The following is a 25718-nucleotide window of genomic DNA, read 5'->3' on the forward strand; positions in this document are numbered from 1 at the left end:
CGGAACAAAATGGCCTTTTTTCTGGAACAACCGGTCAAAATCGGTCAAAAGCAGCCAATTTCGGTCATTGCCCGTCAAATCATTTCACTACCGTTCAAAACCAGTCAGGGCTTTTGTTTGCCGTATTGGCTGCTGTACTTTCGTTTCAGATAAGCTCCACGAGGGGGCTTTAGTAACCCTAAAAAATAGATAAAAATGGGTACGTACAATAAGGGAATTTTAGGTGCCTTTTCAGGCAAGGTCGGTACGGTAGTAGGTGCCAATTGGAGAGGCAAGGACGTGATGCGCAGCTTGCCAAAAAAGACGGGCCGCATCGCAACGGACAAACAGGAGATGCAGCGCCTGCGTTTTCGTACGGTTGCGAATTTTTTACACGATTTGAGGCCGGTCATGGGACGTTATTATGGAATAGCGATGGGCGACAAGTCGAAGAACAACCTGGCGACTTCGTATCATATGAAGGAGGCGCTGGTGCAAATCGACGACAGTGTTGAGATTCTTTTGAACCGAGTGCAGATTACGCGCGGCGTGCTGCTGGGATTGCAGACGCCAGCAGTTGCTGCGGAAGCGGGCGGTATCTTGAAGTTTTCTTGGACAGACAATTCGGGACAGGGAACGGCCAAAGCAACCGACCGACTGCTGGTGGCGGTCTATGATCCGATAATCGACAAATTTGAGACGATGGAAAAGGTGGCATTGCGTTCGGCACTGTCGGCTTCTGTAACCCTGCCGGCGCCTTTTGTCGGTTCGCAGGTACACTGCTGGGCATCTTTTGTGTCGGAAGACGACAGGCTGTATTCTACCAGCGTATATCTGGGCGAGATTGAAGCGGTGTAGGCTGTTGTGTAGGAGTACAGCGGGAAAGGCCTCGGAGGAAACTTCGGGGCTTTTTTGATGTCTCTTACTGAAATTTTAACTTTTTTAACGAAATGAGGAAATCCGTAAGGAAATAAGCCAATTCCATAGTAGTATTGGTTGGATAAGAATCTGATGGCCAATTGGATTCTATGGCCCCATTTTTAACCAACTACCACCAAAAATGCAGCAAAAAATCCTACTTGTCTTATTTTTTATTCCTTGTTTTCTTTTTTCACAGGACTATATCTACAAAGAATTTGGGCTCAATGAGGGCCTGCCCAGCCTGCAGGTCTACAACTTATATCAAGATAAGAACGGTATCGTCTGGTTTGCTACCGATAGGGGCATTGCCAATTATAATGGTTATGAAATCAAGTCATTTGGCGTCAAGGATGGGCTGCCCTCCAATGTAGTCCTAAGCTTTCATCCCCAAGCCGACGGCAAGGTATATTGCTCTACTTTTGACAATGTATTGTTTTATTTTGAGGCGGGCATTAAAGGGTTCAAGCCCTATCCGTATAATGCTGTGCTCAAGCAGAGTCTGTTGGAGAACCAGACGATACAAAATGTCTATTTTGATGAAGCGGGCAGGCTGCACGTTGGGTGCAATTACAAGATCGGAAAGCTCGTTATCGACAAGAAAGGGGCTGTTGTCGAAAACAAAAAAAAAGGAACTTCTTATTTAAAGAGCGAAGGCAATTATGCCGTTTATGAAAAACACAAAAATACCTTGTTCTACTATCTGTCAGACGACATCTCCAAGTTGAGTCCAAAGGCAACTAGTATGCCGTGTACCGACACAAAGATAGAAATTGTGGGGCTGCCAAATTTCGAGTATCTGATTTATAGGAATGAATTTGAGATCTCGATACGGGACAAAAGCGGTACGATACTCAAAAGAGTAGAAAGTCGTTTGAGACCTCTGATAGTAAGGGCTGTCGACAGTACGCATTTTTTTATCGGCTACCTGTTTGGCGGCGGTACTATTGTAGATGTGCAAGGCAATGTGACGGCTTCTTTTTTAAAGGACCAGTCGATTACTAATTTTTTGATCGATAGGGAAGGAGGCTACTGGTTTACGACCTTGTATTCGGGCGTCTTTTATGTCAAGGAGCCCAAGATTCGGGTTTTTAATCAGAACAATATCGATATTCCTATCTATTCTCTCACCAAAAATCCTAATAATGAGCTTTTTGCCAGCTATGACAATGGCAGGGTCTTAAAGATTGATCATGACGGCAATTCGAGCATCTATTCTAATTCTAATAATATGGTGCGGTCTTTTATGGAGCATGATGCACGCACGGGGCATTCGCTGCTGTATTCTGAGTACAAGTTTGTAAAAAAAGGAAAACAGACCCAGGTTGATATGCTGCCATCCTATGTCCTTAAATTTTCTGAGCCAACAGACAAAGGACTGCTCGTGACGCAGCTTGGCGGCGTGCTTTCGGTCGATCTGAATGGCAATACCCCAGAACAGTACGTAAAGATTTCTTTCAGGACTCACGATGCCTGCTATTGGCAGGACGATATCTACATTGGTTCTCCGCAAGGGGCCTACGTTTATACCCGTGACGGGAAGCTGAAAGCGCTTGTGCACAAGAACAAGCTTTTTGGCTACAGGATAGACGATATTGATTATAACGAAAAGCGGAACGAGCTCTATTTTGCCTCTTTAGGACAAGGACTGATTGTGTATGACAAGACTACGGAAAAAGTAACTGCCATTACCAAAAAGGACGGACTGTTTAGCGACATCGCGAATGAGGTGCATATCGAAAATGAGAACGAGATCTGGGTATGTACCAATTCGGGCCTGAACAAAATCAGTTTTGGTGCCGATGGAAAATATACGCTCACCGGACTCAAGAGTTCTGATGGCCTGCTCAACGACGGTATCAGTGATGTGGAAATCCTAAACGATAGGGTCTGGATTGCTTCTAAAAAAGGGCTGGTCTATGCGCCCAAGGCCTTGTTTGCGGCTTCAGAAAACAAGACGGACTACCTGCTACGAATAAAACAAGTCCTTGTGAATGAAAAGGAAGCCGGTCTGGAATCTTTAAAAGGACTGTCTTATGACGAGAATCGGATCGAGCTTAATTTTGAAGCTGTGTCGCTGAAAAGCGAGGGCAGGCTTGTGTATCATTATAAATTAGAAGGGCTCGATACCAAATGGTACAGCACCAAAAACAGGAAAGTCACTTTTTCTTCGCTTCCGTATGGCGACTATGTGTTCAAGATTGCCGCACAAGATCCAGATGCACTGCAAAAAGCCAATTTTCTTGAAATCCCCATTCACATAAAAGCACCTTTCTGGAAAGAGGCCTGGTTCATCGTAGTGTCTGTTATTATGCTGCTGTGTATCGTCTATTTCTTTTTCAAGCTACGCGTATTTTCATACAACAAGGACATCACGCGGGAACTGCTCCGTATCTTGGTAAAAAAAATAAAAAGAAAAGAAAATTATTTTGTTTTTAAAGAATCAGGCAGGGATATCCGCATAAAAACCGATACGATCTTGTATGTGAAATCATCGGGCAACTATATTGAAGTGGTAACCGAAAGCAAGACCTATGTGGTACGCTGCAAAATAGGGGATTTTATAGCCGCTACGCCCGATTCATTGGAGTACCTGAGAATCCATCGATCCTATATTGTCAGGATTGACAAGGTCGATACCAAGTCTAAGACCGAAGTAGTTGTTCGGGGAGAAAAACTTCCCGTAAGCGCATCCTATGATGATGCGATAGACAATCTTATTTTTTAGAAAAAAATCCGTCACACAAACAAAGCAATTCATCCCAGGCCTCTTTTTATTGGTCACTATTTTGATGCCAATACGTCACAATGCGCTACAAACAAATAGTTTATGATTTTGTTACGAATAGTTTTGTCACAGCTTTATTTCATAGCCGCAAAAGGATCCTCCACAGCAAAAGTTCCTTTTCGACCATGGATGACAAGCAACAAACACCCAAACCATTCATTAACTTAAATTGTAAAAAAATGAGAAAAAACTTTAGAAGTATCGGACTTATTTTAGTATTTGTTACCTCTTTGATTTATCTGTCCTGTCACACAGATGAAACTTTCAAGGAGGGAGAGACGGCAGCGCGCGAATTGGCATTTAACGGCGAAATCTGCAACGGAAAGAAAATCCTCCGTTTTAATACGTTGGCCGAACTGCAGCAGGCGCACATGCAGCTGTTCCAGCTGTATGAGGCTGGCAATCAGGAAGAGCAAATACTGATTGATTATGAAGACAGCCACAATTTTTATTCCTTGCGCAAAAAAGAACAGGACATGGACAACGGCGTCATTCCAAACGATCCTACTTTTGACGAGACGAATTTCACACTCGATCCCGTTTTTGAAACGCTGCTTAATCAGGACGGTATGATTATCATCGGCGAAAGGCTTTATATCTGGGATACTGGCTGCTTGATCCAGAGTATTCCTTTTTCGTGTTCGAACTATGGGAAACTATTGGACTTCTATAATGCGGCCAAGACGAATTCTATCGATGTGATGCACAATATTTTTATCAGTAATCAGATGAAAAACACGAACACTTGCGACGATACGAATTATGATTTTGAGACGATTTCTGAAAACAGGGGCAAAGTTGAGTCGGGCAAGTTCAAAACCAAAAATAAAAACGGCTGCGGCTATGAGGTAGTCGTGAACAGTACGCTGAAAAGTTGCACAGAAGAATGGAATACTTTTGAAATTTCATTCGAAAGTATTGAACCATTGAATTCTGGCAATCCGTTAAATTTCTATTATGTTTCCAGCGCGTTTGGAGACTTAGAAGGATTAGAATTCAGCAATGCTTTCACAGGCTCATATGCCAGCATTCCTATCACTAATGAGGATGAGACCTATGGCTATATAATACCATTTACAGGTACATTTTACATGCGTATACCGGCAGGAGATGTCAATACATTTTCTATATCGCTTCTGTCTTCTATAAAATTGCTCCAAGGGAATTCTTGCCAGTCTTCAGATAGTGTTACGATCGACAATAATTGCCCATTTTCTATAACGGCCACTAAGGGTAATGTGAGTTCATCGCAGGCTTCTTGGACTTTTTCTATTCCGCAAACAAATGGCTGTCCGATTGGGCAAGGCAAGGTAACATGGGATTTTGGTGATGGAACAATTGTTACGGGAGGGCCTTCTATAATCCATGTTTATTCGATGCCGTGCAAGATGCAGTATCTTACAGTTACGGCTATTATAGGAGGTGTCACGTGCGGGATGACGGATAAAGTGCTTTCGAAGGGCAATATTCCTTATGGAAATCCGTGTATGCGGCAAAACTATAAATTTCCCACAAAAAAGGCCCAATGGAGCGGAAGAACAGCAAAATTTTCGGCAAAGATAAAAACGAACAACTCGGGGAAGGTCAAAATTGTAAATGGACTCAAGTGCCGCATACTAGGTACAAAAATAATCAAAAGCACAGGAAGCATTTACAATCCATCGGCCAACAACGGCAGCTGCCAGCAGGTCAATATAGCCTCTGTGATGGGGATAAAATCAACAAATGGCAAAAAGCGAAACAAGCAAAAGGAAAGATTCGTGAGCTTATATCATATCAATGCAGAAGATCCCTATAAAGTGATTTTTTCACATTCGAACGGACACAACTACATTCTTACTGCCGACGATTTGTATTGCAGCCAGTAAATAGTGATAAATAGAGTTTAAAAAAAGCCGCCTCAGTTGTTGAGGCGGTTTTTTTTGGAATAGAAGTGAAAAGTTTTGGAGGCGGTTAAGGAAATTTTAACTTTTTTAACAAAATGTGGAAAACCGTAAGGAAGTGCTCTTTCTTTATCGTAATGTTACTTCGGTATTTTCTAGGAAGTCTTTTTCTTGAGTTGCCAAGTTCATTACCATGATGTTTATTAATAATTAATCCCTCAAAAATTATGAAAACACAAAACTTATTTAAATTAACTGCCTTGGGCTGCGGGCTATTGCTGGCATCCTGTTCTACCATCAATGAGGTACATTATTTCAAGGACAAGATCAGCGAGACATCTGATGCTCCAACAAAAACAGTTGCGAATTACTACAAAGTCCAGATAAAAGGCTATTCTTTTTTATCGAGCTCTCGGTATGTGTCCGGCTATTTTGACCAGAATGCCATCAACTTATATTTCAACGAGTTTGCACAGCCAGAAAAAGGAAAGCTGTTTGAAAAGAGCCCTGATGGGGGCTTTACGAATGAGACAGGAAATGAGCTGGTGCTTATTCTTTCGACTAATGCCAAGGCTATTTCTGACCAGATCGGCAACATTTCCAAGAATCAGGTCATCTTGAATTCTGCAGCTTCTTTGGTGCAGGACGGAAAGATCAAGGAGGCTCAAAAGCTAAAGATGGATTTGAGCACGCTAAACGTGGACACGAACAATTTTATCTTCCAGTCTGATGCCTACTTGAACGGGGTATCTGCAAAGACGCCAGAAGAACAAAAACTAGCAGTAGCACAACTTTTACAACTACTTCAATCGAATTAATATGAAAACCTTATTGAAATTGGCCGTATTCTCGTTAGTAGTGACGGGTTGCGCAAGCCGACTTAAAGTTACCGTAAAAGTAGCGGACAGGGAACAGATTTTGGCGATGGCAGAGGCTTCTCTCAAAACGGAAGTACTGCCTTCTATTATTGCTTTAGAAAATTTTAAAAACAGCTGGAACGAGCAAGCTCTCTTAGATGAAATATTTGCTTCTGTGGAGAAAAAATTGGAAGCAAAACTTAGGCCGGCAATTAAAGACGATTATAAAAAGCAGTTTCAGGAACGCTTTGGTTCGAAAATCATATTGATTAACGGCTATATCGACGAAGCCAAAAAGCAGTATGATGCAGGCAAGGCTAATGATGCCTTTATGGTTATTAACAAGGCTAATTTAGAAATAATGTCGATCCAAGGGGTTTTAAAAGACTATAAGGCTGATCTGGCAAAAGCAACAAACGTAGGCGGCACTATAGAGTATGGAACTCAAAAAGCAATGGTGCAAAAATCTATTAACGATATAGGGCCGGGGCCTGCAGAAAAGTCTCTAGCTGTTGCGGCTAAAGCTGCGGTTGCTGGGTCGGATAGGACACGTTTTCCGATTTTAGGGGATCCTCTGACTTCCTATATCACCCAAATGAAAAATGGAAAGGAATTAATTTGGAAAAATACCTTTAACAAAACGGTTTCTTGGAATCTATTTGGTAATTCAGATGTGGCAGTCATACTTCGTTCCAATCCGCCTGAAAAAGAGATGAAGACCGGCGATTATAACAACAACTTTATCGTCAAAGGGGTGAGGATGGATGCTGCTGATGCAACCAATGCCTTGATTACCGGACTGACGCAGACCATGAATTTTATAGCGAATACGCAGGGCATCTCTGTACCGATGCCACAGCCGACCAATACTACTGATCCTGTTCCTGTGCAAAATCCTTTAGTTACGGGATTTTTTGCCGATACAATGACCTATACTACCAAAAAGAAAAGACTTGAGGATTGTAAAAAAATGCTTATCGAAAAAATAAAGATGGAAAATATAGGGGCAATAGAGGATGAGGACGAATTTAACAAAGCCGTACTACGAATTGAAGCGTATTGGACAAGCTTAAAAGCAGAACTAAACAAATAATAAATATGAAAGCAAATCAATCATTCGTGCTTGAAAATGACCTGGATCTTGAAAATGAAAATTTCATAGTTAAGAAAGGTACTGTGGTGCATATCGTAAATCTATACGATAAGGCTGACAAGAAAGCCCCGACGGTTGTTGGTATAAAATTCGGGAATATCAACGGAACTTACCATCTAGAAGAAGACTTAGTAAAGAATTTGGTTAAATCCGGAAGTATGACGGCAGTCGCTCGTCGGTTTAATGTCGGTGACTGTGTGCTGACTCCTGATGGGGAAGGAAAAGTCAAATCTCATTTTCTTGACCCGCTGCTGAGTTGGCTTTATGGTGTCGATCTAAAGGAAGGGGATGCGTATATTTATAAGGAAAGTGAGTTAGGGGAGTGCAAATGATTAAGCATCAATAAAATTGGAAGTTAGAAAAATAGCTTTTAAGTGAATTTCCCATGCTGGAAGAATTAGAAGCTTATGAAATAGATAATTTTGTGTCATTTAGGAAGTGAAATGTCTAAAATGCTAAATGTTGATTAGAATTTATAATAGAAATTTATAAATCTTACAAAGTTATTAGTGTCTTATAATTTACTAATTTTAGAAAATTATAATGATTTAAAATTTTATATGGATAAGTACAAGCAAGCCATAGAGGAATTGATAAAATTTAGGAATGAGCGTGACTGGGAACAATTTCATGACTCAAAGAATTTAGCTCTTGCAATTTCAATTGAAGCAGCTGAATTAAATGAATTGTTCCTTTGGAAAAAAGAAAGCGAATCGGATAACGTGAATATCGAAAAATTAAAAGAAGAGCTAGCTGATGTATTGTCATTTTCTTTATTATTAGCAGAAAAACATAATCTTGATATATTTGATATTGTATTAGAAAAAATAAAAAGGAATGCGGAAAAATATCCTGTTGATAAAGCAAAGGGAACTGCTAAAAAGTATGATGAGTTATGATTGAAAACTTTGACGTATTCGATTTTGATATCAAAACGCATAATTTTGATAGTTCTTCTCTTATATCAATAGCTTCGGAGAATTTTTTAGTTACTGATTTCTGGCCATCGATTTATATTTTAATAAATGATAGAATCAAAGAAGTCTATATTGGTGAATCTGCTAATATAATAACGCGTTTTAAAAATCATTTAAATCATAAGGTTAAAAAAAATTTAAATAGCGTTTATCTAATAACCAGTAAAAGTTTTAATAAATCGGCTACCCTTGACATAGAATCTAATCTGATAAAATACTTTGATGCAGATAAAAAATATAAGTTGATAAATGGAAACGCGGGATTAATTAATCAGAATTATTACCAAAAAACATTGTATGGAAAAATATTTTTAGATATATGGAAAAAATTGCAAGCGAGTTCAGTAGCAATTGATGAACTAAAAAAACTTGACAATACAGACTATTTTAAATATTCACCTTATAAATCCTTGACTTTTGACCAGCTAGAGTCTGTCACGAAAATTCTTGAATTACTTACTACAAAGAATAACCAATCTATTTTTATCAAGGGAAGTGCAGGAACGGGTAAAACAATAGTAGCAGTATACTTAATGAAATTGCTACTTACTGATATTGAAATTTATGATGAAGAAAGTTTAGATGGTGATTCTTTGTATCTTATAGAACTTGTCAAAAAATATAAAGAAAAACATCCAAATCCTAAGATTGCACTAGTAGTTCCCATGACTTCATTGAGAGGAACATTGAAAAAAGTTTTTAAAAGTGTAAAAGGATTGAGTACGAAAAATGTAATTGGTCCTTCAGGGGTTTTAAAATCAGAATATGATTTATTATTAGTTGATGAATCTCATAGATTGAGAAGGCGCAAAAACATAACAAATTATAAATCTTTTGATAAGAATAATAACTTATTGGGTTTGGATCAAAACGGTACAGAGTTAGACTGGATATTAAGAAAGAGTAGTAATCAGATTTTTTTCTATGACCCACTGCAATCCATAAGGCCTTCAGATATTCCGCAAGAGATTTTTCAAAAACTTATAGACAAACCTCATGTTTCAACAGTTAAATTAAAATCTCAACTAAGGGTTATTGGTGGTGTAGATTATATTAATTTTATTGATGATTTATTAGAATGTAATCTGGAGAGAAAGGAGCTATTCTTAAAAAACAATTTATATGAATTTTATCTTTTTGATGATTTATCTCAGATGATAAATGAATTACAGAAAAGAGAGGATGAATTTCAACAAGCAAGATTGGTTGCAGGATATGCTTGGAAGTGGAAATCAAAGAAAAAGAGCAATGTTTATGATATACACATTCAAGACATTAAACTTAAATGGAATAGTGTTAACAGTGATTGGATTAATTCAAAAAATGCTTTTTTTGAAGTAGGATGCATACATACTACTCAAGGTTATGATCTTAATTATACAGGCGTAATTTTTGGAAATGAAATTTCTTATAATCCTGATACTAATGAGATAGTAATAAATAAAGATAATTATTTTGATAGGAATGGAAAATCAGGAATTGTAGATGTTAAAGAGTTGAAAAATTACATTTTAAATATCTATAAGACTCTAATGTATAGGGGAATGAGAGGTACTTTTGTTTATGCTTGTGATGAGAATTTGAGGAGATATTTGGAAGAGCATATTTTGAGTTATAAATTCAGGGAAGCGTTTTATTAGTAAGCACTAGAAAAATTGCAAGAGTATTAAATAATCAATAAATGGAACTTGAAAAGAAACATTAAGCGCAAAGGTCTTAAAAATAAATTGTTACGATATTATGGATTATTTTAATGTAACAAACAACTTCTCCCATTTATTGAATCTCAACATAATTAACAAAAATCTCTTGATGAAATATTTACTCTTCTTACTTTTTCTCACCACATCACTCTTCGCACAAAAAGAAGGACAGAATTTCTGTAAAGGCACTACAGACGGAAGTTATTTTCCGTTAGACATTCAGAAAAAGAAAATAGTCTGGTACAATACCTATTATTATGAAACGCTTGAAGGCGATAAAATGCTAAAAGGAAAAACCTACGTGGCTTTTAAACAGCAATGGCAGGACGGAAGTAATAGCATGATCTATTTTAGAGAGGCGAATGGCAAAGTACTGCAATATGAAGAATGTTGCTCTGCAGAAACAATACGTTGGAAACAATCTCTTAAAAAAGGAGAGAACTGGCAGAATGAAGATAAAACAAATACAGTGATTTACACGCTTCTGTCAGAGGATGCCGTACTAAAAACACCTTATTGTCATTATACAGGACTAATGGCCTTACAAGCCCAGTATGCAAAATCAACCTATGTGTTTTATTATTTACGCGGATTGGGTTATGTAGGAGCTACAAAAGATGGCAAGGTGATTTCGTTTATAGTGTTGCAATAAAAGATAACTATTTCTTACTGTCGTAAGATTTTCTCCATTGCCTTTCCTTTAGCCAGCTCATCAATTAGCTTGTCCAGATAACGGATCTGCTGCATCAGCTTGTCTTCAATGTCTTCTACGCGATAGCCGCAGATAACACCTGTAATTTTTGACGCATTGGGAGGAATCTGGGCATTGGCAAAAAAAGTTTCGAAATTGGTTTTCTCGTCAATAATCTGCTGCAGTGCCTTTTCGTCATAGCCCGTCAGCCAAAAGATAATGGCATCGACTTCCGTTTTCGTACGTCCCTTTTTCTCTGCTTTGTGAATATAATGCGGATAGACGCTGGCAAAAGACATCTTAAATACTCTAGTGTTGTCCATGAGTTGGTGTGCTTGATAGGGCAAATTACAAAAAATGTGGCACTATAAAAACAGCAATTGCATTTAGTTTCGTGCCAATTTAGTACATTGCATAGAGGATAGCACAATATCTTATGGTAAAATACGCCTTATTCTTTATCGTCTTTTTTACTGCTTTCTGTCAGGCACAGACTGCTGATTCGATTCCTCCGGCTGCAACCGCTATAGAAAAATACAGCGACCACGTTAAGCTGCGTTTGGGGTTCAGCAACAGCTTTAATTCTTTCCATATCAAAGACGCGGCCAGCCGTCTGGATTTTACGCTGTCGCCCAACCAACGGCTGAGGTCGACGCTTACGCTGATGTATAAGTTTATCGAGATTGATTTGGGCTATACGCCGGAGTTTATCCGTTTTAACAAGGACGATGCCATCCGAGGGCGTACGAAGTTTTATAATTTTGGGACACGGTTTTATTTGGGCCACTGGATGCAGGAACTGCAATATGCCAAGACCAAAGGCTTTTATGTAGATCATGACGACATAGGGTCGGATGAAAACATCTTGTTCCCGCATTTCCAAGTACAGAAGATAGGAGGGAGCACCTCGTATATCTTTAATCGGGAGTTTTCATTTCGCGCGATCTTCCTGCAGAGCGAATGGCAGCGGAAAAGCGCGGGCAGCTTTGTGCCCAGCATCAGCTATTATTTTACGACGATTAAAAATAACGACCCGAGCGAAAACCATATCCTTGATATTGCTGTAGGTCCCGGCTATTATTACAATTGGGTCCTCCAAGACAGGTTTCTTGTTTCGGCAGGTGGCTATGGAGGCGTGGGTTATAATAGGTCAAAGACGGTTTATAGCGACGGCACACCTGACGAGACTTTTGACGGGCTTTCGTTTCAGGCGCAGTTTCGGCTTACGTTAGGCTATAATTCGGAACGGTTTTATGCGGGCGCTGCTACGAGCCTGAATTCGTTTTCATACAGTTCTGAAGCGAAGATTCATGTACAGGATCAGCAGCAGTTTTTGGAGTTTTATATTGGGTATCGTTTTAAGGCGCCGGAGAAGGTGAATCGGTTGTTTGGGAGATGATAGTGGATAGTTGATAGTTGATAGTTTGGGGTTGGGGGAGTATTAAGAAATGGATTACGAAAGTTGCTGTTTGTTAAAAAATCTTTACCAGAACTTTTATAATTTTTTATTTTTTATGATTTTTTTAAGATATATTTACGGTAAATATTCTGTATGAAAAAATTGTACTTTGCTGTTTTAGGGTTCTGCTGCTGGCATGGAATGAACGGGCAAGGACTTCATATACCGGATTCAAATTTTAAGTCAAAGCTGCTGTCTGCCAGTACAAGCAATAAGATAGCCAAAAACGTAGAAGGTGAGTTTGTGTCGATTGACGGCAACAACAACGGGGAGATTGAAGCTTCAGAAGCCAGTGCTGTCGCTTACCTGAATATTGCTTCATCGTCTATTGCCGACTTGTCTGGCATTGAATATTTTACGGCATTGAAGTATCTGGCTTGTAATGATAATGAGCTTATGTCGCTGGATGTAAGCAGCTCGCCCGATTTGGAATACCTGTATTGCTCTACTAATGTACTGACCCAATTGAACCTTTCAGGATGCAACCGTCTTCGGGATTTGGAATGCAGCCATAACCGCCTGACATCTTTAGACGTATCTGGAAAGGCTTCGCTGCGTGACCTGAAATGTGATACGAACGAACTGGCATCATTACTCCTTACAGGCAGTCCGATCAAGGAACTGCACTGTGGCTATAATCTTCTTGTCCAGCTGGATCTTTCGGGTCAGACAGCTCTGGAATCGCTCAACTGTTCAAACAACCGCCTGGCAGCCTTAGATCTTTCGGGATTGGCCAGCCTAGAACGGCTGTTGGCTCAAAACAATAGATTGATAACGATCACCGACCTTGTAGGATTTCGCTATTTGAAATCGGTACAGGCAGGCAATAACCGCTTGCGTTCGCTTGTTGTTTCATGTCCGCTGCTCTCTGAATTGGGCGTACAGGACAATCAGCTCGAAAGCCTTAAAGCATATGGCTGCCCAGTGCTTGGTCTTGGTGAGCGCGGCCTGAATTTTAGGAATAATCCATTAACACTGCTGGATGTTCGAGGCTATGAAGGACTGACTTCTATTGCCTGCAACAACTACGGATTGACGGGCGCCTTGACAGTCATGGCTGATCCTACAGTAAGTTCGATCCTTTTTAACGACAACAGGTTGACGTCGCTGGACGTTTCTCAATGTCTTGGTGCAGAAGTGCTGAGTTTTAAATCCAATCCGCAGCTGGCTACGCTTTTTATAAAAAATGGAAAGAACAACCATTCGTCTGTAGCGATGGCCTTGCCGACGGTACCGCGTCTGCGTTATATTTGTGCAGATGAAGGGGCAGAGACGACACAGCTGCAGCACTTGATTGCTGCTACGGCCGGACGCCAATGTGAAGTGAATTCGTATTGTTCTTTCGCGCCGGGTGGACGTTATTATGCCATAGAAAGCGTCACTGCTTTTGATAACGACAATAATGGCTGTGAAGCAAACGATCCTGGCTTTCCTTTTGCCGGATATAAGGTCGTTAACGGAACAACAGAAACGATCTATCTGTCGGATCGTACCGGTAAATACAACCTGCCATTGCAGTCTGGCAATTCGGTCATTACGCCCTTGCTGGCTGATAATTCGTATTTTATGGTTACGCCGCCGAGTGCCTCGGTTACGTTTCCGAGTCAGAACAGCACACAGAACCCACATTTCTGCGTTAGCCCTAAAGGGAAATATGCTGATTTGGAAATCGTGATGCTGCCTTTGGGGGATGCTATTCCGGGCTATGCCAGCAGCTATAAGATTATGTATCGAAACAAGGGAACTGTCGTACAGTCGGGTAGTATAGGATTGCAGTTTGAAGCTCCCGTCCTTCGTCTGGAGGTTTCAGTGCCACAAGCAGTGCAAGAAAGGCCAGACCGTCTCTCATGGACTTTTTCTGAATTGATGCCTCTTGAAATGCGTACGATTGTGTTGAGTTTTACTCTGAACACGCCGACAGATACTCCCGCGTTGAATGCTAACGACGTTCTGAAGTATACGGCCAGCGTAACCACTCCAGCGCTCGATGCATCGCCAGAAGATAATGTCATTTCCTTCCGCCAGAAAGTAACCAATTCTTTTGACCCAAATGACAAGACCTGCCTGCAGGGAGACCGGGTTTCTACAGAGTATATAGGACAGTATGTGCACTATATCGTCCGTTTTGAGAATACAGGAACGGCCATCGCCAAAAATATCATAGTAAAAGACATTATCGATACAGATAGGTTTGATATGAGAAGCTTGGAGCCTATCGAAAGCAGCCATCCTTTCACGACCAAGATCAGCAACGGGAATACGGTTGAGTTTGTGTTTAAGGATATTGATCTTCCGTTTTATAACGACTTCAACGACGGCTATGTGGCGTTCAAGATCAAGATCAAACCTTCTTTGGCTGTTGGGGATACTTTTAGCAATAGTGCCAGCATCTATTTTGATTATAACCTGCCAATCTTGACCGACCGCATCGTTACTACAATCGAGTCGTTAAGTACGCCGGGTATTGATTTATCAGACCGTTTCTCAATCTATCCGAATCCGTCAAAAGGACTGCTGCATCTTGAAAACAAGGACAATATTGTGCTAAAGTCAATTTCTGTATACAACATGATGGGACAGCCGGTACTAATCATAAGTAATGCAGCAGCTGTTAACTCTGTGGATATTTCTGACTTGGCAACGGGAAGTTATGTAATGAAAATCTATTCGCAACAAGGCAGTGCCGTTGGCAAGTTCGTCAAGGAATAAGGATAGAAACATCATAATTATTACGATCAATGTATGGAACAGGATTGGAATTTCTACCAACCTAGTTCCAGCTTAAATAAAAACAATAAAAGCCTTTTGAGGAAATTGGAAAGGCTTTTATGAAAGCAAGATTGGCAAAAAATCGAAAAGGCTTATATTTGCAATACAGTCTATACGTACCGAAAAAGCCCAAAGCATACAATCTTAAAGATAATGAAAAACTACAGCATCCTTTTTTTGAGCGCGCTACTAACAGCGGCCAGCTCTTGCAAGCCAACCAACACATCCACTGCAAAAATACCTGCTATTGAAGTACAAGGCCATAGGGGAGACCGCGGTCACTTTCCAGAAAACAGCCTTGAGGCTTTCCGAAGCGCTATTGATAAAGGCGCCGATGTCATCGAATTAGACGTGGTAATTTCTCAAGACCGAAAAGTGGTAGTTTCGCACGAACCTTTTATGTCGTCTGAATACGTACTGCTGCCTGATGGGACGCGCTTGACACGCAAGACAGAAAGGGCGTATAATTTGTATTTGATGCCGTATGACAGCATCCGAAAATTTGATATCGGATCGAAAGGAAATGTACATTTTCCAGAACAGCAAAAAATAAAAGCCTATAAGCCGCTGCTTTCGGAACTGATAGACGATATGGAAGCCTACAGTGCCAAGAATAGAAAAAACAAGCCTATCCGCTATAATATAGAAATCAAATCAGGCGCCGATCAATATGATTTATCACAGCCACAGCCTGATGTATTTGTAGATTTGGTAATGAAAGTCGTTAAAGAGAAAGGCATCCAGAGCAAAATCAACATACAGTCGTTTGACCCTCAAATACTGAACGCGCTGCATAAAAAATACCCTAACATCAAGATTGCCTTTCTTACTGGAGATAAAGGACTGGCTAAGAATTTGGCCAATTTGAATTTTAAGCCAGAGATTTACAGTCCGCATTACGGACTTGTAGACCAGGCATTAAAAGATTCGCTCAAGACGTTGAAAATGCGTCTTATTCCGTGGACCGTAAACGAAGAGAAAGATATCGACCAAATGATCGAGTTGCACGTAGACGGCATCATTACGGATTATCCGGAACGGGTGTTGAAAAAGCTCTAATACGATGGTTATATCGTCTTGATTTCCATGATCTTATCCTCAAATACTTCTTTGTAATCGGATTTGCTTTTTATGCGTGCCTTGTACGTGTATATGGTTGATACGGAAAGTTCTAGAAAGTCGGCCATCTGGCTGGAATCTTGGATTCCCAAACGATAAAGGGCAAAGATTCGCAATTCTGTATTGAGCAACTCGCCTTTTTTGATAATGCTTTTATTTTCAGGAGAAAAGAGTGCGTTAAAATCAGTAACAAAAGTAGGGAAGAGCTTTAAGAAAATCTCATCGAACTGGTGGAACAAATGTTCGCGTTCTAGCCTGACATCGTATCTCTTGAGGCTTGCAATAACCTCATCGGTTTTTTTGGAAATGATTTTCTGTATGGTGCTCTTCTGGATATGATCAATCTTATTGATCAAGTCGGAAGTCGCTTTTATAAAATACGTAATATATTCTTCCTTAATCGTATTGGCTTCGCTGAGGCTGATGTTCATTTCCTGTAATTTGCTGTAAGATGCTGCCATGGCTTTTTTGGAGGCATTCTTCTCTTTGAGCTGCTTGAAGATAATTACCAGAAAAAGAATGATAATTAGCGCTAAGACGGTAAGAAGGATCACGATTTTTTCGAGCATGTCATTTTTGTCGTTTACCTTATTCAGTTGCGCCTTTTCGATAATCGGAAGTATAGACGATATTTCGATTTTTCGGTGCCTTGCGTTATAAAAAGTAGCATCGTCCATAGCCAAGTTGATGTATTCGTTGGCTTTTTCCAAATGGCCCATCTTAAATAACTCGTTGGCAAGGTTGCGAAGCGCTACGGTTTCTTTGGTCGCATTCTTTACGTCGGCAATAGCGGCAAGTGCCAGATATTCTATCGCTTTTTCGGTAAATCCTCTTTCCGAATAGATATAGCCAAGGCTGGAAGTAGCGATTCCGTAGTATTCCGCAGGAAGTTTAAAATTGTTGATCCAATAGCTGAAGGCAAATTCGGCTCCTTTCCAATCTTGCTGCTTCATCCTTTTCAGGCTTTCTGTAGCCCAATATTCGTTGGTATTGGTGTTGATCAAAGCCAATGCTTTTTCAAGATAAAGATTCCCGTTCTGCACATAATTGATGTTGTAGCGCTGGTCTTTGTTGTAATCTGCCAGATCGTAGTAGGCGCGGGCTTTTACCGAATAATAATCAAACTTGCTGTTCTGGTCAAGCTTTGCGGCATCAATACTGTTGAGCGTGTCTATGGCTTCTTTAAACAGTCCTGACGAAAGCAACACAAAACCTTCCTTGATCTTTGCCTTGTCGACCAGCTGAAAATCTTTGAGACCTAAGGCTTCCGATTTGGCTTTTTCGAGATAATAATAAGCCGAATCATATTTAAAAGAGCGGTATTCGTCAAACAGCAGCATGTAATTAGAATACAAATTTTTCTTGTCGCGGCTCAAGGTAAATTTGTGGATATTGATCTTGAGCGCTTTTATCTTCGCATATTTCTGCTTCATATAAACTTCTTTGTGAAGAAGCGCCTTATCCAGATCCTTAAGCACGGGGTTTATGTCTTTAGCGGCAAGGGTAGCTCCGCTTAGAAAAAAGAATAAAATAAGTAGTCTGCACATGGTCATGTTTGGCTAGGGCTGTGCCCATTTTTAAGCTGTTTTCAATTTAAGTGGTGTTCTTGGCCAGCGGGATATTATTGAAAGAGATTGTGTTATCCTTTTCCGCCTAAAATTGCCAATAAAGTGTTTTGGTTTTGCTAAATGTACAGCAAAATTTTATAATTCTATAAAAAATTGCTGATATATATGTGTTATCCAAAAAAATAAGCTTCTTTAATTTTCATATTGTCATTAATTTAAGTTTTAGAAGGCGTTTTTTACCTATACAACATCTTGATTTTTTTTAAACTCATTATTTGTAAATAATTGATTTTAAAAGTGTTGATTCAGATATGTAGGCTTTATAACCTTGATTTTTCTCCTATCATTTTCTTAAGACTAATTTAACATCTAGCTTCGTTATGATTCTTTTTTGAAGAATAATGCTACTAACAAAAAACCAAAAAACGTATGAGATGTAAAATTATTTACCTGCTGGCTTTCGTCGGTTTTCTTGCGCTCGGATGCAACGAAACAGATGACGGAAATCCTACCGATCCTATTACCTTATATGAAAAAGTAAACGGAGAGTGGGGACTAATGAGCCTGAAAATGGTCGATGAGTTTGCGAAGTCAAATGCTGTAGAACCCTCTGAGCAAAACTTGAGCACACTCTTTAATTATGAGGATTTCAAGATCCGATTTTCCGTTGACTCTAAAATGGAGCCTACTACTTATGAAGTACTTGGCGACGTGCCTCCGTTATTCGCACCAAGCGGCTATTGGAAGCTAAGTGCCGCTTTCCAACCGGCCCGTGCCGAAGGAGTGCTGATCTATCTGTATAGCGATGCGGCCAAGACCCAGCTGACGGATGAGCTGCGCCTTATCTCAGTTCCAGGAAGCAACGAAGAGATGGAATTCCAGCTGACGCGAGTTTCTAACGGAACTGCCTTTGTGTCCTATTTATTCAAACTAAGCGCAATCCATTAACTATATGAAAAAAATTATACTTCTACTGCTGTTTATTGCCATGATGGCTCCAAGCCAAGCAATTGGGCAAGAAGCTGCCGGTCCTATAGCTTCTATTTCATCCTATCCTGTGATTTATAAATACGATGAACAAGTTACATGGTATTTTGATCTTTCAAGCACCACATTTGCCCCTGAAAGCGATGTGTATCTTTGGATCTGGTCGCCGACCGAGCCTGATGCTGGCAATTGGGAAAACTCTTCTGAATTTGCCAAGCTTACGTATGAAGGCAATATGGTTTGGAGCTTTACGCTTACGCCAACAGCCTATTTTTCTACAACTGCTGAAGCTATTGCGGCAAGTGCCGGATTCTGGTTCCGTTTGAAAAACAAGACAGGTACCAAACAAAGCGACGTGGCTCAGGTAGCCTATACTAGCTTTTCGTCTTTTTATACGGCCAATGAGCTGATCCGATCGTATCCGACAGCGCCTGTTATAGACAAAGGATTAAGTATCTTATTTAATTCAAACTTGGTTCCTGGGTTTGCCGATGCGACAAGCGTGCATTTTCATAGCGGACTTAATAATTGGGCGGTATTGCAAGAATACCAAGCCTGGCTGCCAGATGTCGTGGAAAAGACCAAGCTGAAAAATTTAGGCGATGGTTTTTATAAAATGGATCTTATCCCGTCTGAATATTACAACACCGAAGACGGCTATGTGATGGACAATATCGTTTTTTTGATGGTCAAGGACAATTGGGCGGCAACCACTCCAGATCAGATTCTCCATGCAGGAGAATACATTCCACCGCCACCGCCGGAATTCCGATTCTTCCCGATGCAGTTAAGCCAAAAAGACTTTTTGGGCATCATCAGGAAAAATAACGAACCTGGAGTAAACAAGCTTATTTATACGATTACTGCGGGCAGCCGTATCCTCACAGGAGAATTTACAGGCGGTACCAGCGAGATCAAAGGTTTTGTGAATCTGGTTTCTGAACTCAACGGAGTACAAGGCCTGAGCGAGATCCATGTCTTGGTCAAAGACAATACAAACAGGACTATTTCTGATACCAACATTCCTCTCAAAACCACCGACTAACAGCAACTAAAACTAATTCTAATGAATAGCAAAAATACTAAAGCGGCCCAATCTGAATGCGGGTCAAACCAATCGTTGGTATTCCTTATTTTCATGCTTTTTCTTTCTGCAGGACTGTTTGCACAAGGAAAAAAATTGATTTCGGGTACCATCTATGATTCTGCCGGCGGCGCACTGCCGGGTGTTTCCGTTCTAGAATCAGGCACCACCAATACCACAGTGACTGATTCTGACGGAAAATTTGTGCTGGAGGTTACTCTCGGAAATACCATCGTAGTTTCCTATATAGGTTTCCTGACGCAAAATATCACCGTGGATGCTACTACGGGTTCTGCATTAATCCTTAACATGCAAGAAGACGTGCACATGCTTGAGGCTGTCGAGCTCGTTTCTGTAGGATACGGAACCATGAGGAAGTCAGACCTTACTGGAGCCATCTCGACTGTTACTTCGGAAAATCTTGTAAAAGGAGCTATTCCTTCAACGGAATTGGCGCTTCAAGGAAAAGTTGCGGGATTGACGATTATTCGAGGCTCTGGCGACCCAAGCAACGGCGGGTCAATACGATTAAGAGGCGGTACTTCGCTAACGGCAAGTAATAGCCCGCTGATTGTAGTGGACGGTATAGCAGGAGTAGACATCAACATCGTACAGCCTTCGGACATCAAATCGATTGACGTATTGAAAGATGCTTCAGCCACAGCGATTTATGGTTCTAGAGGAGCTAACGGTGTTATCATCATTACGACCAAAGGAGGTTCTAAAGGCTTGTCTATTGTTTACAACGGCTATACGGGATTGAGCGAATCGTCTAACCATCTGGATATGCTTTCTGCCAACCAATGGAGAAGCCATGTGCGTCAAAACTCTCTGACGGATGCTATCGATTATGGAGGAAACACCGACTGGCAAGATGAATTAGAACGTCCGACAGCCGTAACACAATCGCACACGTTGAGCATTTCATCAGGAAATGAAACCAGCGGCCTTCGTACGTCCTTATCGTATTTTGACAGCGAAGGAGTTATCAAAACAACAGGATTGGAAAGATTGAGCGCTAACATCAGCACCTATCAATATGCACTAGACAAAGCATTAAAGTTTGATGCAGGACTGTTTGCCAATATCGACAAATGGCATCCGTTAGACTATCGCATCTTCGAAAGAGCATTTAATTTGAATCCTACAATTCCGGTCTATGATGAAAACGGTGATTTTACTTCAGTTGGAGGAACGCTTTATGAAAATCCAGTTGAGATATTGACTAACAGAACTGTAGATAACGAACGACACCGTGTATTGGGTTATTTTAAGACGGAAGCTCAGATCTTTAACGATTTTCAGGCTACGGTAAATTTGTCGCTAGAACATAACGCAATGCAGGGAAGTACCTACAAACCTTCTTATGCAGTAATGGAAGGTAGGACAGAAGGCGGTTATGCCCAAAAGACCTATGCCGAATATACTACGGCACAAATCGAAACCTACCTCAGCTATAGCAAGCTAATCGGAAAACATAGCATCAATGCTTTGGCGGGCTACTCCTTTTTTGAGAATATTTACGAGGGTTTTGGAGCACAGCGAAGCGGCTTTGAAACAGACCTTTTTAGCTATAACAATCTTGGAGCAGGGTACAACTACCGTTTGGGCGATGTGTATTCGTATAAAGGAAAATCGAATTTGGTTTCCTTTTTCGGCCGTGCGAACTATTCGTATGACGGAAAATATATGGTTACGGGAACTATCCGTAGAGACGGATCCAGCCGTTTCGGGGCTAATAACAAATGGGGTGTTTTTCCATCCGCTTCTGTCGCTTGGAGAATTACAGGAGAAGATTTCATGAGCTCGACACAAGATTGGCTTACAAACTTAAAACTGAGAGCAGGATATGGTGTGACAGGTAACCAAGACGGTATTGGAGAATACAAGTCGCTTTCCATACTAGGAGTGGGTCAAGACAGCTATTACGACCCTGTAACCGGAACTTGGAGCCTGGCGTATTCGCCGACACAAAATCCGAACCCAGACTTGAAGTGGGAATCTACCGAACAGCTAAACATCGGTCTTGATTTCGGGCTTTTTAACAGAATAACCGGAACTTTTGAGATTTATTCTAAAAAGACAAAAGACTTGTTATACACCTACCAAGTGCCACAGCCGCCGTATCTTGTAGGGACAATGCTTGCGAACGTGGGAGAATTGTCCAATAAAGGTGTTGAGATTACTTTGAACGCCAACATCATCAACAGAGACAAGTTTACTTGGGATGCCAATGTTGTATTTGCAAAAAACAAGCAAAAAATAGAAAAACTTTCCAACCAGATTTATGAAACAGAAGCCATCTACAGCGGCTCTCTGCACGGACTTTCTGGAATGTCAAATCAATTCTCCCAAATTATTGCCGAAGGCTATCCTGTAGGAACCTTTTGGGGTGTTGAAAGTTCTGGCTTGAACGAAAACGGAGAATTTATCCTAGGTACCGAAGAAAAGGCGATAGGCAACGTACAGCCTGACTTTACGCTAGGTTTAGGAATGAATTTTACGTACCATAATTTTGACTTCGGATTTACAGGTTATGGAAGCTTCGGGCAAGAAGTGCTGAATGCCACAAACATGATGCTGTATGATCCAAACCGTCTTCCAGCGTATAATGTTCCTGACGGGTTTTTGGGCAGCGGTATTACTTCGGCACCTAAATTTTCAAGCTATTGGATAGAAGATGCTTCTTTTTTCAGACTGCAGACTGTTTCTATAGGATATACGATACCGTTTAAAAACAAAGGTTCTAAACTAAGACTTTACGTGTTGGGTGAAAACTTGGCTGTCTTTACCAATTATGATGGTGTAGATCCTGAAATCGACCTGACTGGATTAGCCAATCCTGGTATTGACCGATTCAACAACTATCCAAGGCCAACGACCATTTCATTCGGGCTTAATTTCACCTTGACGAATTAAGCAACTTGATAACCTTAAAATAAATTAAAATGAAAATCAAAATAAAAGCTGCATTACTCCTGAGCCTTCTCTTTACTTTTTCATGTACAGATTTGAGCGAAGACCTATACGATAGGGTCGAGGATGATGATTTTGGAACGACTCCTAACGAGATCGAAGCGCTTGTAGGCGGGGCTTATTCTTCTTTGAGAGGCTTCAGCGACGGAATTTCTAATTCTTTCCCGACCTGCGAATATGTATTCTTTTTGAACGAGGTGGCTTCAGACGAGGCTACTATCCCGACTAGAGGTACCGATTGGTACGATGGCGGAAGATACCAACAAGTACAGACGCATACATGGGATGCTAGCAATGGTATGATATTGTCCGCATGGCGCTACTGCTATTCGGGAATTGCAAAAATCAATGCGATCATCTACCAGATTGATAAATCAGGCTTGAGCGCAGAGGCCAAAGTGCCGATTTATGCAGAATTAAAGTCTATCAGAGCCTACTATTATTATTTGCTTTTAGACATGTTCGGAAATGTGCCAATCGTGACCAATTTTGAAGAACAGTCTTTGCCATCGAATTCATCCAGACAAGAAGTGTATGATTTTGTGGAATCTGAATGGTTAGATGCATTGCCGCATTTACGTCCGAATGTGGTCTATTCAAAGTTTACTAAAAATGTAGTTTATGGCCTATTGGCGAGACTTTACCTGAATTCAGAAGCTTTTGTTGGAACTGCCCGTTGGCAAGATTGTATCAATATGTGCCAAAACATTACTGGCTATTCGCTAACGACAGACTTCTTTGCCAATTTTGCTACCACGAACCAGACATCGAGTGAAATCATTCTTTCGATTCCGTATGATTCGAACGCAGGAACTGTAGGAAACTATCTTTCGTCTATGAGCTGCCATTACTTACACCGATTCACGGTTTCGGCTACTGGAGATTATCCATGGAGCGCCAACGGAATCTGCGGACAGCCAGGATTGTATTCTAGTTTCCAAGATACGGATAAAAGAAAAAAATGCATGATAGAGGGCGACCAGATCAATCTGGCAACAGGCTCAGTCATCATCATGGACAGCGGACAGCCGTTGACTTACACAGAAGACATCGTGAATTTTACAGACGCAAAACAAAACGAAGGCGTAAGGCTGGGCAAATACGAAATAAAAGCAGGCGAAAAGTGGGAACGCGATCACGACTGGGTACTCATGCGCTATTCAGAAATCTTGATGATGCAGGCTGAATGTTATGTACGATTAGGCTCGCCTGATCTTGCGGCTCCGTTTGTACAGCAAATAACTTCGCGTGCCGGAACAGAAATGCCAGCTACTATCGACCTTGCTTTTATCGATAAAGAATTGCTTCGTGAGTTTACGTTTGAAGGCAGAAGAAGAACCGACAATATTCGTTTCGGTACTTTTTTCCAGCCATGGTGGCAGAAAGGCGCTACGCCAGCGTCAAGAGCGATATATCCAATACCGACAACGGTGCTGGCTACCAATTCAAACTTAGTCCAAAATCCTGGATATTAGGTTGGCAAATGGCAGTCTTCTGTGTTGAGTTAGTCATAGAAGGCTGTCATTTTAATAATTAATCGAATTACGATGAAAAAATATCTATTGCCCTTATGTATCAGCATTCTCAGTGTAACTCTTGCGTCGAGCTGCAGCAAAGACGACTCCAGTTCGAATCCTCCAGATTCAGAGCCCTTGGCTCCTGTGACGGTGGCCAAGACAAACGATACCAAAATCTACATGCATTATATGCCTTGGTTTGAAACTAATGAAAGCAGTCCCAATAACCAATGGGGCTATCATTGGACCATGGCAAACAAAAATCCGAATACTGTTGATTCCAACGGAAGAAGGGAAATTGCGTCTCATTATTATCCGCTAATCGGTCCGTATCATTCTGGCGACAAAGAGGTCATCGAAAACCATCTGCTGTTGATGAAATATGCCGGAATTGATGGGATATTAATCGATTGGTATGGCACGTATAACCTTAACGATTACAGAATACTTAAGGAAAACGCCGAACAGCTTATCGACATGCTCGATGAAGTAGGTCTCGAATATGCCATCGTTTACGAAGACCGTTTCTTAAACGATATTGTAAATGCCGGACTTGCTCCGACAGTAACTGGCGCAGCCAAAACAGACATGAACTATATGCAGACCCATTATTTTGGCGATGCCAATTACATAAAAATCAATAACCGTCCGCTGTTGCTGAATTTTGGTCCTATAACGCTGACTACTCCTGCAGCCTGGACAAGTACTTTTAGCGGACTCAATCCAAAACCTACTTTTTTGACTTTGTGGAACGAGTCTGGCGAAGCAGGTACAAACGCTTCTGGCGAATTTGCTTGGGTGTATCAAAACAATAATTCGCTAAGCAGCTTTTATGCTTCCAACCTTCCAAATCTAGGAGTTGCTTTTGGAAGCGCCTATCCAGGTTTTAATGATTTTTATGAAGAAGGAGGTACGTCGACAACTATTGGCTGGACCATCAATCACAACAATGGAGCAACGCTTGACGAAACGCTTTCGATGGCTCAAAATGCTGGAGTAGATTACTTGCAGCTCATTACATGGAATGATTTCGGAGAAGGAACCATGATTGAGCCGACAGTAGAATTCGGTTATTCGTATATCGAAAAGATAAAAACATTTGCAGGAGTCCAGTATTCAGGAAACTATTTCAGTGCCATCAGCAGGCTCCATACGTTAAGAAAAACCTACAGAAATAATACTACCATCCAGCGCAAGCTCGATCTTGCTTTTAATTATTTCGTCTCCATGCAACCTGATAAAGCCGCTGCGGTACTCAATGAAATTCAATAAGCACCTAAATTAATGCAA

The 25718-nt window shown here is 40.8% G+C and carries 19 protein-coding genes; 17 read left to right on the top strand and 2 right to left on the bottom strand.

Going from position 1 to position 25718, the window contains the following annotated elements:
• Positions 1–195: 195 nt before the first annotated feature.
• From GGR22_RS15575 to GGR22_RS15615, 9 genes are all read left to right on the top strand, one after another.
• Positions 196–837, top strand: a complete 642-nt coding sequence (locus GGR22_RS15575; RefSeq protein WP_220477674.1) for a DUF6266 family protein — start codon at positions 196–198, stop codon at positions 835–837.
• 202 nt (positions 838–1039) lie between these two features.
• Positions 1040–3625 carry a ligand-binding sensor domain-containing protein gene (locus GGR22_RS15580; protein ID WP_182494411.1) on the top strand — a complete coding sequence of 862 codons (2586 nt, stop codon included), beginning with the start codon at positions 1040–1042 and terminating at the stop codon, positions 3623–3625.
• A gap of 239 nt (positions 3626–3864) precedes the next feature.
• Positions 3865–5553: a PKD domain-containing protein gene (locus tag GGR22_RS15585; protein WP_182494412.1), complete on the top strand. Its 1689-nt coding sequence runs from the start codon at positions 3865–3867 to the stop codon at positions 5551–5553.
• A gap of 242 nt (positions 5554–5795) precedes the next feature.
• Positions 5796–6386: a hypothetical protein gene (locus GGR22_RS15590; protein ID WP_182494413.1), complete on the top strand. Its 591-nt coding sequence runs from the start codon at positions 5796–5798 to the stop codon at positions 6384–6386.
• Position 6387: 1 nt separating this feature from the next.
• Positions 6388–7518 carry a hypothetical protein gene (locus tag GGR22_RS15595; RefSeq protein ID WP_182494414.1) on the top strand — a complete coding sequence of 377 codons (1131 nt, stop codon included), beginning with the start codon at positions 6388–6390 and terminating at the stop codon, positions 7516–7518.
• Positions 7519–7523: 5 nt separating this feature from the next.
• Positions 7524–7910 (top strand): hypothetical protein, encoded by a 387-nt coding sequence (locus tag GGR22_RS15600; RefSeq protein WP_182494415.1) that lies wholly within the window; start codon positions 7524–7526, stop codon positions 7908–7910.
• 228 nt (positions 7911–8138) lie between these two features.
• A complete protein-coding gene (locus GGR22_RS15605) occupies positions 8139–8477 on the top strand; it encodes a nucleotide pyrophosphohydrolase (RefSeq protein WP_182494416.1) in 339 nt (112 codons plus the stop codon).
• The gene (locus tag GGR22_RS15610) at positions 8474–10195 is read left to right on the top strand and encodes a DUF2075 domain-containing protein (RefSeq protein WP_182494417.1); all 1722 of its coding nucleotides are present in this window, start codon (positions 8474–8476) and stop codon (positions 10193–10195) included. Before GGR22_RS15605 ends, GGR22_RS15610 begins: the two co-directional genes overlap by 4 nt.
• A 172-nt stretch (positions 10196–10367) precedes the next feature.
• A complete protein-coding gene (locus GGR22_RS15615; RefSeq protein WP_182494418.1) occupies positions 10368–10910 on the top strand; it encodes a hypothetical protein in 543 nt (180 codons plus the stop codon).
• A 14-nt stretch (positions 10911–10924) separates the two neighbouring features.
• On the opposite strand, the gene GGR22_RS15620 is transcribed toward GGR22_RS15615, so the two are convergent.
• A complete protein-coding gene (locus tag GGR22_RS15620) occupies positions 10925–11272 on the bottom strand; it encodes a DUF2200 domain-containing protein (RefSeq protein ID WP_182494419.1) in 348 nt (115 codons plus the stop codon).
• A gap of 113 nt (positions 11273–11385) precedes the next feature.
• Here GGR22_RS15620 and GGR22_RS15625 point away from each other — a divergent pair, with 113 nt between their 5' ends.
• From GGR22_RS15625 to GGR22_RS15635, 3 genes are all read left to right on the top strand, one after another.
• Positions 11386–12348, top strand: coding sequence for a DUF4421 family protein (locus tag GGR22_RS15625; protein WP_182494420.1), 963 nt, complete (start codon positions 11386–11388; stop codon positions 12346–12348).
• A 153-nt stretch (positions 12349–12501) separates the two neighbouring features.
• Positions 12502–15117 (top strand): DUF7619 domain-containing protein, encoded by a 2616-nt coding sequence (locus tag GGR22_RS15630; RefSeq protein ID WP_182494421.1) that lies wholly within the window; start codon positions 12502–12504, stop codon positions 15115–15117.
• A gap of 213 nt (positions 15118–15330) precedes the next feature.
• A complete protein-coding gene (locus GGR22_RS15635) occupies positions 15331–16236 on the top strand; it encodes a glycerophosphodiester phosphodiesterase family protein (protein WP_182494422.1) in 906 nt (301 codons plus the stop codon).
• Positions 16237–16244: 8 nt separating this feature from the next.
• Here GGR22_RS15635 and GGR22_RS15640 read toward each other — a convergent pair whose 3' ends face one another.
• Positions 16245–17843 carry a DUF6377 domain-containing protein gene (locus GGR22_RS15640; protein ID WP_121377234.1) on the bottom strand — a complete coding sequence of 533 codons (1599 nt, stop codon included), beginning with the start codon at positions 17841–17843 and terminating at the stop codon, positions 16245–16247.
• Positions 17844–18293: 450 nt separating this feature from the next.
• On the opposite strand from GGR22_RS15640, the gene GGR22_RS15645 reads away from it, so the two are divergent.
• The 5 genes from GGR22_RS15645 (at position 18294) to GGR22_RS15665 (ending at position 25700) form a co-directional block, all read left to right on the top strand.
• Entirely contained in the window at positions 18294–18812 is a 519-nt protein-coding gene (locus GGR22_RS15645) for a DUF5004 domain-containing protein (protein ID WP_182494423.1), read from the top strand.
• 4 nt (positions 18813–18816) lie between these two features.
• On the top strand, positions 18817–19896 hold the full coding sequence (locus GGR22_RS15650; protein WP_182494424.1) for a hypothetical protein: 1080 nt from the start codon (positions 18817–18819) through the stop codon (positions 19894–19896).
• 21 nt (positions 19897–19917) lie between these two features.
• The gene (locus GGR22_RS15655; protein WP_182494425.1) at positions 19918–22854 is read left to right on the top strand and encodes a SusC/RagA family TonB-linked outer membrane protein; all 2937 of its coding nucleotides are present in this window, start codon (positions 19918–19920) and stop codon (positions 22852–22854) included.
• 29 nt (positions 22855–22883) lie between these two features.
• Positions 22884–24386 (top strand): RagB/SusD family nutrient uptake outer membrane protein, encoded by a 1503-nt coding sequence (locus GGR22_RS15660; RefSeq protein WP_182494426.1) that lies wholly within the window; start codon positions 22884–22886, stop codon positions 24384–24386.
• A gap of 72 nt (positions 24387–24458) precedes the next feature.
• On the top strand, positions 24459–25700 hold the full coding sequence (locus GGR22_RS15665; RefSeq protein WP_182494427.1) for a glycoside hydrolase family 71/99-like protein: 1242 nt from the start codon (positions 24459–24461) through the stop codon (positions 25698–25700).
• Positions 25701–25718: the final 18 nt, after the last annotated feature.

It is taken from the genome of Flavobacterium gossypii (assembly GCF_014138495.1).
Lineage (GTDB): Bacteria > Bacteroidota > Bacteroidia > Flavobacteriales > Flavobacteriaceae > Flavobacterium > Flavobacterium endophyticum.

What these genes read in the sequence shown, in the direction of transcription:
- GGR22_RS15585 (WP_182494412.1), top strand. Translation starts at nt 3,865, where the DNA reads ATGAGAAAAAACTTTAGAAGTATCGGACTTATTTTAGTATTTGTTACC.
- GGR22_RS15635 (WP_182494422.1), top strand. Translation starts at nt 15,331, where the DNA reads ATGAAAAACTACAGCATCCTTTTTTTGAGCGCGCTACTAACAGCGGCC.
- GGR22_RS15660 (WP_182494426.1), top strand. Translation starts at nt 22,884, where the DNA reads ATGAAAATCAAAATAAAAGCTGCATTACTCCTGAGCCTTCTCTTTACT.
- GGR22_RS15640 (WP_121377234.1), bottom strand. Translation starts at nt 17,843, where the DNA reads ATGTGCAGACTACTTATTTTATTCTTTTTTCTAAGCGGAGCTACCCTT.
- GGR22_RS15600 (WP_182494415.1), top strand. Translation starts at nt 7,524, where the DNA reads ATGAAAGCAAATCAATCATTCGTGCTTGAAAATGACCTGGATCTTGAA.
- GGR22_RS15665 (WP_182494427.1), top strand. Translation starts at nt 24,459, where the DNA reads ATGAAAAAATATCTATTGCCCTTATGTATCAGCATTCTCAGTGTAACT.
- GGR22_RS15610 (WP_182494417.1), top strand. Translation starts at nt 8,474, where the DNA reads ATGATTGAAAACTTTGACGTATTCGATTTTGATATCAAAACGCATAAT.
- GGR22_RS15630 (WP_182494421.1), top strand. Translation starts at nt 12,502, where the DNA reads ATGAAAAAATTGTACTTTGCTGTTTTAGGGTTCTGCTGCTGGCATGGA.
- GGR22_RS15595 (WP_182494414.1), top strand. Translation starts at nt 6,388, where the DNA reads ATGAAAACCTTATTGAAATTGGCCGTATTCTCGTTAGTAGTGACGGGT.
- GGR22_RS15645 (WP_182494423.1), top strand. Translation starts at nt 18,294, where the DNA reads ATGAGATGTAAAATTATTTACCTGCTGGCTTTCGTCGGTTTTCTTGCG.
- GGR22_RS15625 (WP_182494420.1), top strand. Translation starts at nt 11,386, where the DNA reads ATGGTAAAATACGCCTTATTCTTTATCGTCTTTTTTACTGCTTTCTGT.
- GGR22_RS15615 (WP_182494418.1), top strand. Translation starts at nt 10,368, where the DNA reads ATGAAATATTTACTCTTCTTACTTTTTCTCACCACATCACTCTTCGCA.
- GGR22_RS15590 (WP_182494413.1), top strand. Translation starts at nt 5,796, where the DNA reads ATGAAAACACAAAACTTATTTAAATTAACTGCCTTGGGCTGCGGGCTA.
- GGR22_RS15655 (WP_182494425.1), top strand. Translation starts at nt 19,918, where the DNA reads ATGAATAGCAAAAATACTAAAGCGGCCCAATCTGAATGCGGGTCAAAC.
- GGR22_RS15580 (WP_182494411.1), top strand. Translation starts at nt 1,040, where the DNA reads ATGCAGCAAAAAATCCTACTTGTCTTATTTTTTATTCCTTGTTTTCTT.
- GGR22_RS15620 (WP_182494419.1), bottom strand. Translation starts at nt 11,272, where the DNA reads ATGGACAACACTAGAGTATTTAAGATGTCTTTTGCCAGCGTCTATCCG.
- GGR22_RS15605 (WP_182494416.1), top strand. Translation starts at nt 8,139, where the DNA reads ATGGATAAGTACAAGCAAGCCATAGAGGAATTGATAAAATTTAGGAAT.
- GGR22_RS15575 (WP_220477674.1), top strand. Translation starts at nt 196, where the DNA reads ATGGGTACGTACAATAAGGGAATTTTAGGTGCCTTTTCAGGCAAGGTC.
- GGR22_RS15650 (WP_182494424.1), top strand. Translation starts at nt 18,817, where the DNA reads ATGAAAAAAATTATACTTCTACTGCTGTTTATTGCCATGATGGCTCCA.